This window comes from Kaistella polysaccharea, from assembly GCF_020410745.1.
Classification (GTDB): Bacteria; Bacteroidota; Bacteroidia; order Flavobacteriales; family Weeksellaceae; genus Kaistella; species Kaistella polysaccharea.
In genome coordinates this window covers 447,283-461,509 of record NZ_CP084528.1, presented here as the reverse complement: position 1 = coordinate 461,509, position 14,227 = coordinate 447,283, and the positions used below count along the sequence as shown (strand labels likewise).

Sequence of the window (14,227 nt, the reverse complement as noted above, 5' to 3'; positions counted from 1 at the left end):
GCAAATGCATGACCATGAAAAAGATTTTTTTGTTCTTCGGCCTTATTTTACTCTCTCATACGTACGGCCAGAAGCTAAATGATATTCAGTCTGGTGAAGTTCTTCGATATAGAATCCATTATGGATTACTTAACGCCGGTACCGCAAGTTTAACGACATTGAAAACGACATATAAAGGGCAACCTCACTTTTATGTGAAAGGCTATGGTAGAACAACAGGAGCGGTGCGCGCATTTTTTAAAGTAGAAGATAACTACGAAAGTTTTATCAATTACTCCACTGGATTACCCAGTTTTTATGTACGAAATGTAAAAGAAGGGAATTATACGCAACATTTTGAAACCGTATTTAATCACAACAATCAAACTCTTTTGCTCACCGACAAGGAAAAAAATTCAACAACCGTTGTAAAATCCGTTAAAGGAATTCAGGATATGTTGTCTGCATTTTACTATTTAAGAAGTTTAGATGAAGATGAATTAAAAGTAGGAACCATCAAAAAGATGAACATTTGGATTGATGATGAAATGTTTCCTTTCCAGCTGAAAGTAGTAGGAACGGAAAACATTAAAACAAAATTTGGCTATATCAACAGTTTGAAAATTGTTCCGCAAGTTATTAGCGGGCGTGTATTTAAAGATAAAGAAGGCGTTATTTTATATGTAAGTAATGACCGCAATCACATTCCACTTTCGATTAAAGCGGAGTTAGCGGTTGGTTCATTGGTGGCCGATATCGATTCTTTTTATAAAGTGAAATACCCCTTAAATTTCAGTAAATAGAAAGTTTAGCACTACTTTTAAAAACGGACGATCGTCCGTTTTTTTTGTTTTTATTTCACAACGATGTAACACTTTTTAGGTTTTCGTTGTCTTATTCTTAAACTATTACATGAAATTCATTTTCACTACACTCCTACTTTCGTTTTTATCGGTAAAGTCGTACGCACAAACTGTTGAAAAAGATAGCATTTCCCGAAAGAAAATTACCATTACTAAAATTAATATCGCTCCAAAAATTGATGGAATTTTAGATGAAGAAGTTTGGAAAAATGCGTCTGTCGCAAAAAATTTCGTAGAATTTCAACCACAAAATGGGAAAGCAGAAGCTCCTGAATTTAGAACTGAAGTGAAAATTTTATACGATGATACTGGAATTTATTTTGGCGCAAAAATGTATGATCCGGAACCAGATAAAATTTCTAAAGAACTGGTTGAACGTGATAACGTAGGAAATGATGATTTTTTTGACGTCGTCATCAATGGTTATAATGACAAGCAGCAAAGCTCAGAATTTATGGTATTGCCAAATGGCGTTCAGTTCGATGCAAAAATGACGAACGATTACGGTGAAGATTCCAACTGGAGCGCCGTTTGGTTTAGTGCTGCAAAAATTGATAATGATGGTTGGACCGTTGAAATGAAGATTCCGTATTCAGAATTACGTTTTCCGAAAAAAGATATTCAGGAATGGGGTTTAAACTTTGTACGCTTAGTTCAACGGACAAAGGTAAAATCTACCTGGAATTTTATCGATAATAAAAAAGGATCATTCCTATTATACGACGGTGTTTTAAGCGGAATAGAAAACATTAAACCGCCTGTAAGATTGTCTTTTTTGCCTTACTTTTCAACTTATGTTAATAATTATGATGGTAAAACTTCAACAAGCGTAAATGGTGGAATGGATGTGAAATATGGTATTAATGATGCTTTTACCTTAGACACTACCTTGATTCCAGATTTTGGCCAAACTGCTTTTGATGATAATATTTTAAATCTTGGCCCTTTTGAACAGCAATTTTCCGAGAAACGGTCTTTTTTTACGGAAGGCACAGAACTCTTCAGTAAAGGGGATTTATTTTATTCTCGTCGTGTCGGCGATTATCCTTCAAGAGATCCCAATATTGGGGAAGATGAATCTTTGGTAGGAAATATTCAGAAAGTAAAATTGTTCAACGCCACCAAAATTTCCGGACGAACCAATAAAGGTTTGGGAATCGGTTTCTTTAATGCTGTTACCAAAAAAACAGAAGTCGAAATTAAAAATGATTTTACGGGAGAAACTCGTTTTGAAACCATAGAACCTTTAGCCAATTATAATGTTTTGGTTTTTGATCAACGTTTTAATGGAAATTCGTCCGTGTCGTTAATCAATACCAATGTAACCCGAGCCGGCGATTTCCGTGATGCTAATGCGACTGCAATTTTGCTCGATTTAACCGATAAGAAAAATAAATACAATGTTTATGGTGGTTACCGAGGAAGTTATGTAAAAGATGGCACAAGCGATTTCGGCACCAACATCAATGCAGGAATTAAAAAAATATTTGGTAAAAGTAATTATCAAGTTGGTGTAGAAGCGATTTCAAAAGATTATAATATTGATGATTTGGGTTACACTGGTGAAACCAACAAAATTCATTTCAACGGAAATTACGGCTATCGGATTTTACAGCCGACCAAAAATTTCAATAATATCAACTGGAATTTTAATGTTAATTACGAAAGAAGATTAGATACTGATTTGTTTAAAGCGTTCGAAATAAGTACGAATGTAAATTTTCAGGATAAAAAATTCAGAAATTTTGGCGGTGGTTTACAGTATAGAAAAGAAAATGATTTGTATGAGCCACGCGTATTTGGCAAATACTTATCAGTTCCGGCTTACATCAATCCGTGGATATGGTTTAACTCAGACAACCGCAAAAAATTTACGTACAACTTCAGCACCGATTATTATGCGTACGACCAAAAAGGACGAAACCGATTTAATAATCAACTCGATCTAAGTTATAGAATTTCCGATCATTTCTCTTTAAGCTACGATGGAAAATACAACGTAAGTAACCAGGAACAGGGATTTGCCGGAAAAAACATCAATAATATCTACATCGGAACCAGAAATAGAAATACGGTGATTAATGGACTTACCTCAAAATATACGATCAATAATAAAATGGCGCTCAGTTTCAGTTTACGACATTATTACACCGAAGTTAATTATAAAAGTTTCGGAACTTTACAAGATGATGGTAGTGTTTCACCAACGAATACTTACTCCATCAACAACCAAACCTATAATTCCTGGAATGTAGATTTACGCTATTCTTGGTGGTTTGCGCCCGGAAGTCAGTTGACGCTACTCTATCAAAATGCTGCTCAAAATTATCTGGATTATTCTAAAATTAATTTTAATAAAAACTTTAATAATTTATTTAATGAGCCAATGAATAATACGCTGAGCTTAAAAGTCACTTATTATATCGATTACAATCAGGCAAAGAATTGGTTTAAAAAGAAGAATTAAATTTTTCCGAAATAGTCTCAAACGAAAAACTTCCAGAAAAATCTGGAAGTTTTTTAATTTTATTTAAAGTCTAATTTGAAGGATTAATTTAATATTTATTTAAAGACTTTTAAATTGCTCCAACATTCTTTTATCATTTTCGTAAAACATACGAATGTCATTTATTTGGTAAAGGAGCATTGTAATTCTTTCGATTCCCATCCCAAAGGCGTAACCAGAGAACTTATCAGGATCGATATTTACATTCGTTAAAACGGCAGGATCAACCATTCCACAGCCCATAATTTCTAGCCAACCTGTTCCTTTGGTAATTCTATAATCTGTTTCAGAATTTAAACCCCAATAAACGTCAACTTCGGCGCTTGGTTCGGTGAACGGAAAATAGGACGGTCGCAATCTAATTTTTGATTTTCCAAAAAGTTCAGTTGTAAAATATTGAATGGTTTGTTTTAAATCTGCAAAGCTTACGCTCTGATCGATATAAAGACCTTCTATCTGATGAAATATACAGTGAGAGCGCGAGGAAATGGCTTCATTCCGAAAAACCCGACCTGGGGACAGAATTCTCATCGGTGGTTCGTTATTTTCCATGTATCGGATCTGAACTGATGAAGTATGGGTTCTCAGCAAAATATCTGGATTGGTTTCGACAAAGAAAGTATCCTGCATGTCACGCGCTGGATGATATTCTGGCAGGTTAAGCGCCGTAAAATTGTGCCAGTCGTCTTCTATTTCGGGACCATCTGCAACGGCAAAACCAATTGACCGAAAAATTTCGATAATTCTGTTTTTCACTAAATTAATGGGGTGACGCGTTCCTAGCTCCGCCGGATAACCTGGTTTAGTGAGGTCATCTTTTTCCAAAATTATGTTGGAAGCTGTTGCATTCTTTAGGTCGACAAGTTTCGTTTCAACGGCCTGTTTAAGAGTATTTATCTTCTGACCAAATTCTTTTTTCTGCTCGTTTGGAACGTCTTTAAATTTAGAAAAAATATCATTTAAAATCCCTTTCTTACCACTGTATTTGATACGGAATTGCTCAATTTCATCTTTGTTGGCTGAACTGAAATTACCAACTTCTACTAACAGCTCATCAATTTTTTCTAACATCTTCTATAATATAAGTGAGTGCAAAAATACGGTTTTTAGATGAAAAAAACTTACCGATTAATTGTGAAATTTAAAGACACCTGAAAACTATTTTCCAATAAATTCCAGAAACAGATCGATTGCTTTCCGGCGGTGACTAATTTTGTTTTTCTCTCCAGCATCCATTTCCGCAAAGGTGATTTCGTGATTTTCAGGAACAAATATAGGATCATAGCCAAACCCTTTTGACCCACATATTTCTGTGGTAAGGTGACCGTAAATTCGTCCTTCAAAATAATTAATCCCATTTTCATCAACCAAACACATCACGGTGACGAAATACGCTTTCCTGTTTTCATTTTGCTCCAATTCTTCCAGAACTTTAGTCATATTTTTACCAAAATCGTGATTGCCCGCATAGCGCGCGGAATAAATTCCCGGACGTCCGTCAAGCGCTTCTACAACCAGACCTGAATCGTCTCCCAAACTCGCCTTTCCAGTTGTATTAAAACAGTATCGCGCCTTGATGAGTGCATTTTCGTGAAATGTTTTACCATCTTCAACAATTTCATCGTGAATGTAATAATCTGTGAGCGAAGTGACCAGAAATTGGTCTCCTAAAATCTGTTGAATTTCTTCTTTCTTATGTTGGTTATGAGTGGCAATAAGGATTTCCTTTTTCATGAATACAATTTAAATAATGGTTAAATGTCTTTATAATGAACCCGATATTTCCGAGTAAACAAAATGTAAAAAGTGGTAAAAAGTACGATTCCAAGACCAAGAATAATCCATTCTGAAATTTTTGCTGCGTCTGCAAAACTTTCGCTTTTAGTGTAAAATATTAAAATACTCGAACATAAATTATTAAAAGCGTGCAGTAAAATGGGTAAAAGCAAGGACTTCGTTTTATAATATACCAATCCTAAAACACAGCCAAGAAATACGGCACCTACAAACTGCCAAGGATTTCCGTGAACGATTCCAAAAACCACAGAGGAGATAACGATTGCAAATGCGGGCCGAACTCCTTTGTTCAATAAACCTTTCATTATGATTCCGCGGAACACAATTTCCTCAAAAATAGGAGCCATAAAAACCGCAAGCACAATTAAAGTGGCAGGATTGGAAGTCATCTGTTCCATCAATTTGCTGAAGTATTCATAATATTTCCCGAAGAACGGACCTGTAGTCGGAATCTGTGCAGTAATAAATTCAGCGATAAACATCATTCCCAGCATCATGGGAAAAATCAAGACATAAGTCATCAGGTTGGTCGTAGAAAAATTAAAATTTAATTTTCTGCCTGTTGAAGGTCGACAAATAAAAAAATCAAAGAAGAAAATCGCACCAAGAAAAAGGGCTGCATTTGAAAGTAATAAATAAAAATCAGCGTACTGAAAATTAACATTAAAAAAGAACATGCTTGCTACATTCAGGATGGAAACCAACGTAACTCCAGCAATCATACCAGCCACGAGAGCCACGGCACCTTTAAAATCGAATATGTATTTCTTAATATTCCTTTTATCCTCCATCAAATGTATTTTGAGCAAAGATAATTGTATTAAACAAAAGAGAAACAGAAAGTCCTCTAAATTTGAAGGTAAACGTGAAGTCGTCTCATTTTCATTTTCCATAAAAAAAACCGATTTTTGCAGTCTCAAAAATAATTATGTCAGATCTACTCAAGGAAATAGGAAAAAGAAAAACCTTCGGAATTATTGCCCATCCCGATGCCGGAAAAACAACGCTTACCGAAAAGCTGTTGCTTTTTGGTGGTGCAATTCAGGAAGCTGGTGCTGTAAAATCAAATAAAATTAAAAAAGGCGCGACTTCCGATTTCATGGAAATTGAGAGACAACGGGGAATTTCTGTAGCAACTTCTGTATTAGCATTTGAGTATAAAGGTCATAAAATTAATATTTTAGATACACCTGGTCACAAAGATTTTGCTGAAGATACGTACCGAACTTTAACCGCCGTTGATTCTGTAATCGTAGTAGTAGACGTTGCAAAAGGAGTTGAAGAGCAAACTGAAAAACTGGTGCAGGTTTGTAGAATGCGAAATATACCAATGATTGTTTTCATTAATAAATTGGATCGTGAAGGAAAAGACGCTTTTGATTTATTGGACGAAGTCGAGCAAAAATTAGGATTATCTGTCGTTCCGCTTTCATTGCCAATTGGAATGGGAAGCGATTTCCAGGGAATCTATAATCTTTGGGAAAATAACATTCAGTTGTTTTTAGAGGAAAAGAAACAAAAGGTAGGAAATGCGGTCAAATTTGATGACATTAATGATCCAAAAATTGATGAAGCAATTGGTGCCAAAGCAGCTGCAACTTTGCGTGAAGAGCTGGAATTAATACAGGAGGTTTACCCAAAGTTTAACCGTGAGGATTATATGAATGGAGATTTACAACCTGTTTTCTTCGGTTCAGCGTTGAATAATTTTGGAGTTCGAGAACTGCTGGATGCCTTTATTGAAATTGCACCAAATCCGCAGCCGAAAGAGAGCGATACCCGAATTGTAAAACCAGAAGAAAAAGATTTTACAGGATTCATCTTTAAAATTCACGCCAATATGGACCCAAAACACCGCGATCGATTAGCGTTTGTGAAAATCGTTTCCGGTACTTTTAAGAGAAATGAAAATTACCTGTTGGTTAGGGAAAATAAGAAAATGAAATTCTCGTCACCGAACGCATTTTTCGCGGATAAAAAAGAAGTTGTAGATGAAAGTTTCCCCGGAGATATCGTGGGACTTCATGACACCGGAAATTTTCGGATTGGTGACACTTTAACCGCCGGCGAAAAACTGAGTTTCAAAGGAATTCCAAATTTCTCTCCGGAACATTTTAGATACATCAATAATGATGATCCATTAAAAGCGAAACAGCTTGCTAAAGGCATCGATCAGTTGATGGATGAAGGTGTAGCACAGCTTTTTATCTTAGAAATGAACAACCGAAAAGTAATTGGTACGGTGGGCGCGTTGCAGTACGAAGTGATCCAGTATCGTTTGGAGCACGAATATGGTGCAAAATGTACGTACGAACCCCTTTCCATTCACAAAGCATGTTGGATCGAGGCGGACGAAAAATCTGAAGAGTTTAAAGAGTTTGCACGGCTAAAACAAAGATTCATGGCAAGAGATAAATATGGACAAATGGTCTTTCTAGCAGATTCCGCTTTCACAATTCACATGACGCAGGAGAAATTTCCGAATATCAAACTGCATTTCATCAGTGAATTTCAAAAGGAATAAATTGTAAACTTGTTGTAAATTAATTTGCAAAACACTCATATACAGACTCTTAAATATTTTAGGGGTCTGTTTTTATTTTTAAAGGAATGTTATTTGATTACCTTGCACCGATAAAATTATTAATATAATATGAAAAATATATTCGGAGCAATATTGCTTCTATTTTCTATAATTTCCTGCACAAAACAGGAATTTACGCAAACCACCGATACTTTTAAAAGAGCAGACAGTCTTTTTACAAAAGCGAACGACGGTCTAAAGACTTTGGATTCTATTTCTAAAAGAGTTAATGATTCTAACGGAATCGCTAAAAAAGTAATTATTCCTCAAATTGAAAAACAAACGAAAAGAATCGACAGTACTTTAAAATCAGGAAGTTGGCAAATTGATTCTATCAACAAAGAAATTGCGAAGATTACAAAGCATGTAAAAACAGGAACTGACGTTGCAAAAACGCTGGATTCTGCAAGTCAACTTCTTAAAAACGGGGAAAATGCAATCGCCGTTTTATCACAAACTGCCAATCGAATTTTAAAACAAACGCAGCAAACGGACGACAAGTCCGCAAAACCGAAAAATGATATTCCAGCTGCTCCATCAGCTCAGAGAGAGGAAAATACGGTCACTGAAAATCCGCGACCAAAAGATCCATTAATAAAAACATCTTTTCTCGAAATAGAAGTTGAAGATCTTTCTGATGCGAAAGCCCTTTTGCGACAGCAGTTGCGTGACAGTAACGGAAGCGTAATTTCTGAAAATTATACCACATCTGAAGGAATTCGTAAGGAGGAAATCATGACGAAAATTCCGATGCGCGATTTCGACTATTTTGTACAGAGCATTTCTGCGCAATTGGGCGATATCAAAACAAAAAATACGACAGCTAGAGGAACGGATTTAATGAGCGGCAGCAACGGTTCTGTTGAGATTATTTTGGTGCAAAAACATCAAAATATTGTGACTGCGATGCCTGCAGAAGTATCAAAAGAATCAACTGCAAATACAGATGGCGAAACATTCGGAACCAAATCGTCCAGCGCTTTTAAAAGTGGTTTTGATATTCTTGGTAAAGTTTTTCTCGCATTACTACCCTTTTGGCCAGTATTTCTGATCGTTGCGATCATTTTATTCTTTATATCGAGAAATAGAAAAAAGAAACAAATAATAAATTTAGAACGCACGAATCACGTTGAAGATTCTGAAGAAATAAGCCAAAATCCACAAATTAAACCCGATAAGCCCGTGGAAGATAATGAACCAGATTATTCAAGATATCTTCCAAAAGAATAATCAATCTGACTTATTTTTCTTCTTCCAGCGCGTAGACGGCAAAACTCGCTAACCAATGATCGCCGCCGTAATTCCCCTGAAATAAAAGAGGTAATGCATTGGCTAAAAACTTATTAGATGTTGTTTCGAACTGTTTTTTAAGCGGATGATTTTTGGGTAATGATTTTGCTATTCCTTTCATGCACCAAGCTCTGCTAAATGAAAGTCCAACAAGATGTACGGTTTGAAAATCATTAATATCACTAATCACAGGAATTTCGGAAATATTTGCAATGCTTCTTTTATCGTAAAATTTATTGAGCCATTTAACAAAATCTTTCTGAGGAAGAATTCGCCGCATTAAATCTGCGATTTCTAAACTTGGAGAAAAGAAATCACTTCCATCTGGCTCCAGATAAGCCGGTATTTTCTGATCATTTAAATAGAAATATTTTGACTTTTCTATAAGTTGGTTTTCGAAAATTTCATCTTTAGAAGCTCTCGCCCAATCGATTGCAAACGCCATTGCGAAGGCTGAATTGGGATGAACTCCTGTTCTGTTGGGATATGTTTGTTTGGGCAAATAGATTTTCCAGAGGCGAAGGATTTCCTCCGTTAAAGGTTTTAAATTTTTGTGCCAAAGCTTCGCTTTCGGATGATCCCAAGTAGAAAGTTCCTCATCTAGTTTAAGCAACCAAGCCCACCCGTAGGTTCTTTCAAAATTAGCGGCAATGTCATATTTGGTAAAATATTTTGATTCTGCCTCTATATTATTTTCCAAAAATGAATTTTCCAGAATTTTAAAGATCTGGTCGGCGTTCGCCAAATGCGGTTTTGTTTTCAGCAGCCGTACCAGCATCCAGTGACCATGAACAGAAGAATGCCAGTCAAAACATCCATAAAAACTCGGGTGCAATGCACTCGGCGATAGTAATACTTCATTCGCATTATTGATAATATGCGCTGTTTTGTTGGGAAATTCCTGATTGATACATTTCAAAGGTTTTTCAGCCAACTTCATCGCGATTTCATCGGTCAATTTTGGTAAAACCTGGCTTTGAAGTGGAATGGCAAGGAAAAGAGCCAAGAGTAAAATGTGCTTCATTTGTAAGAGTCTAATCTTAAATTTATTAAAAATTGAGCTTTCCTTCGCTCACCAAATAGTAGAAAATTCCAGCTGCAAAAAACAAAACCAAGTAAATGATGACCAGTATTTTTTGCTTCTTTAAAGCTGATAAAACCAATAATCCCAAAATTCCGGTCACCAAAACCACCATTTTCTGAATAGGATCTTCTAGAAAAAGGGAACCCGCAATTAATGCCAAAGCCAGAAAATGGAAAATTCTTTCTTTCTGTAGTATGTATTCTTTCATTTTTTAAAAATAAGAAATCCTTTCAGATTGCTGAAAGGATTTTCTTTTTATTTCATGTTGACAACTTTATCAACCACATATTTTGTATTTCCACGCCATGGAAGTGCACCGTTGTATTCTTTGTAATGTAAATCAAACTGCTTTCCGCTGTTTTCTTCAAGTTGTTTAAAGATCGCTTCGTTCTCTACAGAGAATTCAAATTCATAACTGGTCAATGCGCCGGTTTTTCCGCGACCGAAACCTTCCTGAATTAATTTTCCTTCATAAGTTTTAAAAATATACCCTTTCTTATTTGCATAATTCAGGTAACCAGATTTTACTCCTTCGGCAAAAACAAAATAATATTTATACCACATAAAACTTCCCAAAACGAGAATAACGGCAATTACAATAATCCAAACTTTTTTCATCGCGTGTTTTTTTACTATTTACTATTTTTAACGATGCTTCGTGAGATCACGATTTTCTGAATCTCAGAAGTACCTTCATAAATTTGGGTTATTTTCGCATCACGCATCATTCTTTCTACGTGATATTCTTTCACATACCCGTAACCGCCGTGAATCTGAACTGCTTCAATTGAAGTGTCCATTGCCACTTGTGAAGAATATAATTTTGCCATTGCACCGATCTCAGAAATATCTTTTCCTTCATCTTTTTCAACAGCCGCTTTGTAGCATAACATTCTGGCAGCCATAATGGACGTTGCCATATCTGCTAATTTAAAAGCAATTGCCTGATGATTGATAATCTCAGTTTTAAAAGCTTTTCTGGTTTGCGCATATTTTAAAGAAAGTTCATAAGCGCCTGAAGCAATTCCTAAAGCTTGAGAAGCGATCCCAATTCTACCACCGTTTAAAACTGCCATGGCGAAATTAAAACCAAAACCATCTTCACCGATTCTGTTTTCCTTTGGAACGACTACGTCCGTGAAAAGCAATGAATGCGTATCGCTTCCGCGAATTCCCAATTTGTCTTCTTTCGGACCGATTTCGAAACCTTTCCATCCTTTCTCAACGATGAAGGCATTGATTCCTTTATGTTTTTTTTCAGGATCAGTTTGTGCAATTACAATATAGTAAGTTGCTGTACCACCATTGGTAATCCAGTTTTTGGTGCCGTTCAAAATATAATGATCTCCTTTATCAACTGCTGTCGTTTGCTGCGAAGTCGCATCTGATCCAGCTTCTGGCTCTGATAAAGCAAATGCTCCAATTACTTCTCCACTTGCAAGTGGTTTCAAGTATTTCATTTTTTGCTCTTCACTCGCAAATTTCTCCAATCCTGCACAAACCAAAGAGTTGTTTACCGACATCACTACGGCTGCAGAAGCATCTATTTTCGCAATTTCTTCAACAGCAAGAACGTAAGAAATACTGTCCATTCCAGCACCACCATATTTAGGATCAACCATCATTCCGAGCAGTCCTAGTTCGCCCATTTTCTTTACCTGTTCGTGTGGAAACTTCTGTGCGTTGTCTCTTTCTATAACTCCGGGTAAAAGTTCAGTTTGCGCAAAATCTCTTGCAGCTTGCTGAATCATTAACTGTTCTTCAGATAAATTAAAATCCATAAAATAAAAATTGTTTGGTGGTAAATTTACAATATTTCTAAAAAGTAAAAAATTAATTTAAAATTTACTCTAAAATACTTCTTGTGAGTTGAAATAAATTTGATATTTTTACATTTACCAAGACGATTTTGGTAATTTCGTAATTTATCATTAATTAACTATTTGATATGTCAATAAAAAGAACTTTTGATTTCGCGCATAATGCTCTGGAAAAGTATTCCAGAGAAGATATGTTTGTAACCAAATACAATGGAAAATGGGAAAAAACGTCGACAACTGAATTTATTAACCAAGGTAATAAAGTGTCACGTGGCCTTTTAAAACTAGGAATTCAGCCTGGAGATAAAATTGCACTTATCACCTCTGCAACACGCACTGAGTGGGCAATTATGGATTTGGGTATTTCCCAGATTGGGGCTATTTCAGTGCCAGTCTACCCAAGTATTTCTCCAGAAGATTATGATTTCATCTTCAATAATGCAGAAGTAAAATACTGTTTTGTGTCCGACAAAGAATTGTATGACAAGGTTCTTAAAATAAAATCAAATGTTGCTACTTTACAGGGCGTGTTTACATTTGAACAAGTTGATGGCGCTGCGAATTGGCGCGAAATTATTGACTTGGGAAAAGACGAAGCGACACAAAGTGAAGTAGATGATCTTGCAAAATCAATTAATTCTGAGGATTTGGCTACTTTAATCTATACTTCTGGGACGACAGGAAAACCGAAAGGCGTTATGCTAACTCACCAGAACATCGTTTCAAACGTACTTTCTTCGAACCCAAGAATTCCCCGTGTAAAAGGTCTGGAGTTTAGTGATATTAAAATCCTAAGCTTTTTACCAATCTGTCATATTTTCGAGCGCATGCTTTTTTATCTTTATCAATATAATGGATATGCGGTCTATTTTGCAGAAAGCATCGAAAAAATGGGCGACAATATTAAGGAAGTTCAGCCACATATTATGTCCGTCGTTCCGCGACTTATCGAGAAAGTTTATGATAAAATTTACGATAAAGGAACAAGTGCAGGCGGTTTAAAATCTAAAATCTTCTTGTGGGCTCTTGGCGTAAATAAAGCGAAGGAAAAGCTCGGAAAACCTTCAGGTTTGAAAGAGATTATTGCAGACAAACTCGTATTTTCAAAATGGAGAGAAGGTCTTGGCGGCAATATCATTACGCTTGTTTCTGGCTCTGCGGCTCTTTCTGCAAGGTTAAATAAAATGTTTCAAAATGCCGGAATTCCTATTTTGGAAGGTTATGGTTTAACAGAAACTTCGCCGGTAATTTCAGTGAACAGTTTTGGTAAAATTAAAATTGGAACAGTTGGTCATGTTTTAGATAATTTGGATGTTAAGATCCAGGAAGATGGAGAAATTACGGTAAAAGGTCCTTCTGTATTCAAAGGATATTTCAAGAATGAAGAAATGAGCAAAGAAGCTTTTGATAATGAAGGTTATTTCAAAACCGGAGATATCGGGCACATTGACGAAGAAGGATATTTGCATATTACCGATCGTAAAAAAGAAATGTTCAAAACTTCTGGTGGAAAATATATCGCACCGCAGGTGATTGAAAATTTAGCAAAAGCATCGAAATTCATCGAGCAGATCATGGTTGTTGGGGATGGCGAAAAAATGCCGTGCGCCTTGGTTCAACCAGATTTCAATTTCATTAAAAACTGGGCAAAAAGAAAGCAGTTGCAAATTGGTACAACTCCCGCAGAAATGGCAAAAAGTCCAGAATTAAAAGAGCGAATTAAAAAAGAAATCGATTATCTCAACACCAAATTAGGAAATTGGGAACAAATCAAGAAATTTGAGTTAACGCCAGATGTTTGGTCTATCGAATTAGGTCTCCTCACGCCTACTTTGAAGCTGAAAAGAAAAGCCGTAAAAGAGAGATATATCAAGTTGTATAATGAGCTTTACGGACATACCGAATAAAGTACAGTCTTTATCTAAATTAGGGTTATTTCGAAATACTCTAAAAAAAATATCCGCTAAAAGGCGGATATTTTTATTTTAGATTTCTTGAATATCTGCTTGAATAGACGCAGAAAATAGCTCACCAAATCATATAAAAATTAAATTGAACCCTTTTGCTTTCCTTTATTTGTTAACTTTGGTAGAAGCAAAATAATCGTGAATTTATATTCAAAATAGAAAAGGTTGAGATATTAAGAATTTTATAACCTGTTTAAAATCATTAATAAAGGAAATGACCCATCGCTCTTACAAAGCTTCTACTTTTAAAATCTCTCAGACGATTCGTAAAAATAATTTTCATGTTACGTTTTGAGACAACATTAATAATCCGCGGTTCAAAGTTTTAAATCATTCA

General features: G+C 35.7%; 12 protein-coding genes. 5 read left to right on the top strand and 7 right to left on the bottom strand.

The genetic code is table 11. From position 1 onward, the window contains the following. The first annotated feature begins 14 nt into the window (after window positions 1-14). Together LC814_RS02025 and LC814_RS02020 are read left to right on the top strand one after the other, a co-directional pair. Entirely contained in the window at window positions 15-782 is a 768-nt protein-coding gene (locus LC814_RS02025; RefSeq protein ID WP_226064685.1) for a DUF3108 domain-containing protein, read from the top strand. A 109-nt stretch (window positions 783-891) separates the two neighbouring features. Further along, on the top strand, window positions 892-3,309 hold the full coding sequence (locus LC814_RS02020; protein WP_226064684.1) for a DUF5916 domain-containing protein: 2,418 nt from the start codon (window positions 892-894) through the stop codon (window positions 3,307-3,309). Window positions 3,310-3,408: 99 nt separating this feature from the next. Here LC814_RS02020 and pheS read toward each other — a convergent pair whose 3' ends face one another. The 3 genes from pheS to LC814_RS02005 all read right to left on the bottom strand — a co-directional run bounded on the left by pheS (window position 3,409) and on the right by LC814_RS02005 (window position 5,936). Beyond that, window positions 3,409-4,419: a phenylalanine--tRNA ligase subunit alpha gene (gene pheS, locus LC814_RS02015; protein WP_226064683.1), complete on the bottom strand. Its 1,011-nt coding sequence runs from the start codon at window positions 4,417-4,419 to the stop codon at window positions 3,409-3,411. An 87-nt stretch (window positions 4,420-4,506) separates the two neighbouring features. After that, complete coding sequence (gene rdgB / locus LC814_RS02010; RefSeq protein ID WP_226064682.1) at window positions 4,507-5,082, bottom strand: RdgB/HAM1 family non-canonical purine NTP pyrophosphatase; 576 nt, start codon at window positions 5,080-5,082, stop codon at window positions 4,507-4,509. A 20-nt stretch (window positions 5,083-5,102) separates the two neighbouring features. Next, window positions 5,103-5,936, bottom strand: a complete 834-nt coding sequence (locus LC814_RS02005; protein WP_226064681.1) for a CPBP family intramembrane glutamic endopeptidase — start codon at window positions 5,934-5,936, stop codon at window positions 5,103-5,105. A gap of 137 nt (window positions 5,937-6,073) precedes the next feature. Between LC814_RS02005 and LC814_RS02000 the strand changes: the two genes are divergently transcribed. Further along, entirely contained in the window at window positions 6,074-7,669 is a 1,596-nt protein-coding gene (locus tag LC814_RS02000) for a peptide chain release factor 3 (RefSeq protein ID WP_226064680.1), read from the top strand. Between the two features lie 129 nt (window positions 7,670-7,798). Next, a complete protein-coding gene (locus LC814_RS01995; protein ID WP_226064679.1) occupies window positions 7,799-8,959 on the top strand; it encodes a DUF4349 domain-containing protein in 1,161 nt (386 codons plus the stop codon). 10 nt (window positions 8,960-8,969) lie between these two features. On the opposite strand, the gene LC814_RS01990 is transcribed toward LC814_RS01995, so the two are convergent. The 4 genes from LC814_RS01990 to LC814_RS01975 are packed head-to-tail and all read right to left on the bottom strand — an operon-like array spanning window position 8,970 to window position 11,884. Next, window positions 8,970-10,043, bottom strand: a complete 1,074-nt coding sequence (locus LC814_RS01990) for a DUF2891 domain-containing protein (RefSeq protein ID WP_226064678.1) — start codon at window positions 10,041-10,043, stop codon at window positions 8,970-8,972. A 25-nt stretch (window positions 10,044-10,068) separates the two neighbouring features. Further along, entirely contained in the window at window positions 10,069-10,311 is a 243-nt protein-coding gene (locus tag LC814_RS01985; RefSeq protein ID WP_226064677.1) for a hypothetical protein, read from the bottom strand. Between the two features lie 47 nt (window positions 10,312-10,358). Continuing rightward, window positions 10,359-10,721, bottom strand: coding sequence for a hypothetical protein (locus LC814_RS01980; protein WP_226064676.1), 363 nt, complete (start codon window positions 10,719-10,721; stop codon window positions 10,359-10,361). Between the two features lie 14 nt (window positions 10,722-10,735). Next, window positions 10,736-11,884, bottom strand: a complete 1,149-nt coding sequence (locus tag LC814_RS01975) for an acyl-CoA dehydrogenase (RefSeq protein ID WP_226064675.1) — start codon at window positions 11,882-11,884, stop codon at window positions 10,736-10,738. A 167-nt stretch (window positions 11,885-12,051) separates the two neighbouring features. On the opposite strand from LC814_RS01975, the gene LC814_RS01970 reads away from it, so the two are divergent. Continuing rightward, window positions 12,052-13,830: an AMP-dependent synthetase/ligase gene (locus LC814_RS01970; protein ID WP_226064674.1), complete on the top strand. Its 1,779-nt coding sequence runs from the start codon at window positions 12,052-12,054 to the stop codon at window positions 13,828-13,830. Window positions 13,831-14,227 lie beyond the last annotated feature (397 nt).

Coding starts and splice junctions, on each gene's coding strand:
- LC814_RS02005 (WP_226064681.1), bottom strand. CDS start 5,936: ATGGAGGATAAAAGGAATATTAAGAAATACATATTCGATTTTAAAGGT.
- pheS (WP_226064683.1), bottom strand. CDS start 4,419: ATGTTAGAAAAAATTGATGAGCTGTTAGTAGAAGTTGGTAATTTCAGT.
- LC814_RS02020 (WP_226064684.1), top strand. CDS start 892: ATGAAATTCATTTTCACTACACTCCTACTTTCGTTTTTATCGGTAAAG.
- LC814_RS01990 (WP_226064678.1), bottom strand. CDS start 10,043: ATGAAGCACATTTTACTCTTGGCTCTTTTCCTTGCCATTCCACTTCAA.
- LC814_RS01970 (WP_226064674.1), top strand. CDS start 12,052: ATGTCAATAAAAAGAACTTTTGATTTCGCGCATAATGCTCTGGAAAAG.
- LC814_RS01980 (WP_226064676.1), bottom strand. CDS start 10,721: ATGAAAAAAGTTTGGATTATTGTAATTGCCGTTATTCTCGTTTTGGGA.
- LC814_RS02000 (WP_226064680.1), top strand. CDS start 6,074: ATGTCAGATCTACTCAAGGAAATAGGAAAAAGAAAAACCTTCGGAATT.
- LC814_RS01995 (WP_226064679.1), top strand. CDS start 7,799: ATGAAAAATATATTCGGAGCAATATTGCTTCTATTTTCTATAATTTCC.
- rdgB (WP_226064682.1), bottom strand. CDS start 5,082: ATGAAAAAGGAAATCCTTATTGCCACTCATAACCAACATAAGAAAGAA.
- LC814_RS02025 (WP_226064685.1), top strand. CDS start 15: ATGAAAAAGATTTTTTTGTTCTTCGGCCTTATTTTACTCTCTCATACG.
- LC814_RS01975 (WP_226064675.1), bottom strand. CDS start 11,884: ATGGATTTTAATTTATCTGAAGAACAGTTAATGATTCAGCAAGCTGCA.
- LC814_RS01985 (WP_226064677.1), bottom strand. CDS start 10,311: ATGAAAGAATACATACTACAGAAAGAAAGAATTTTCCATTTTCTGGCT.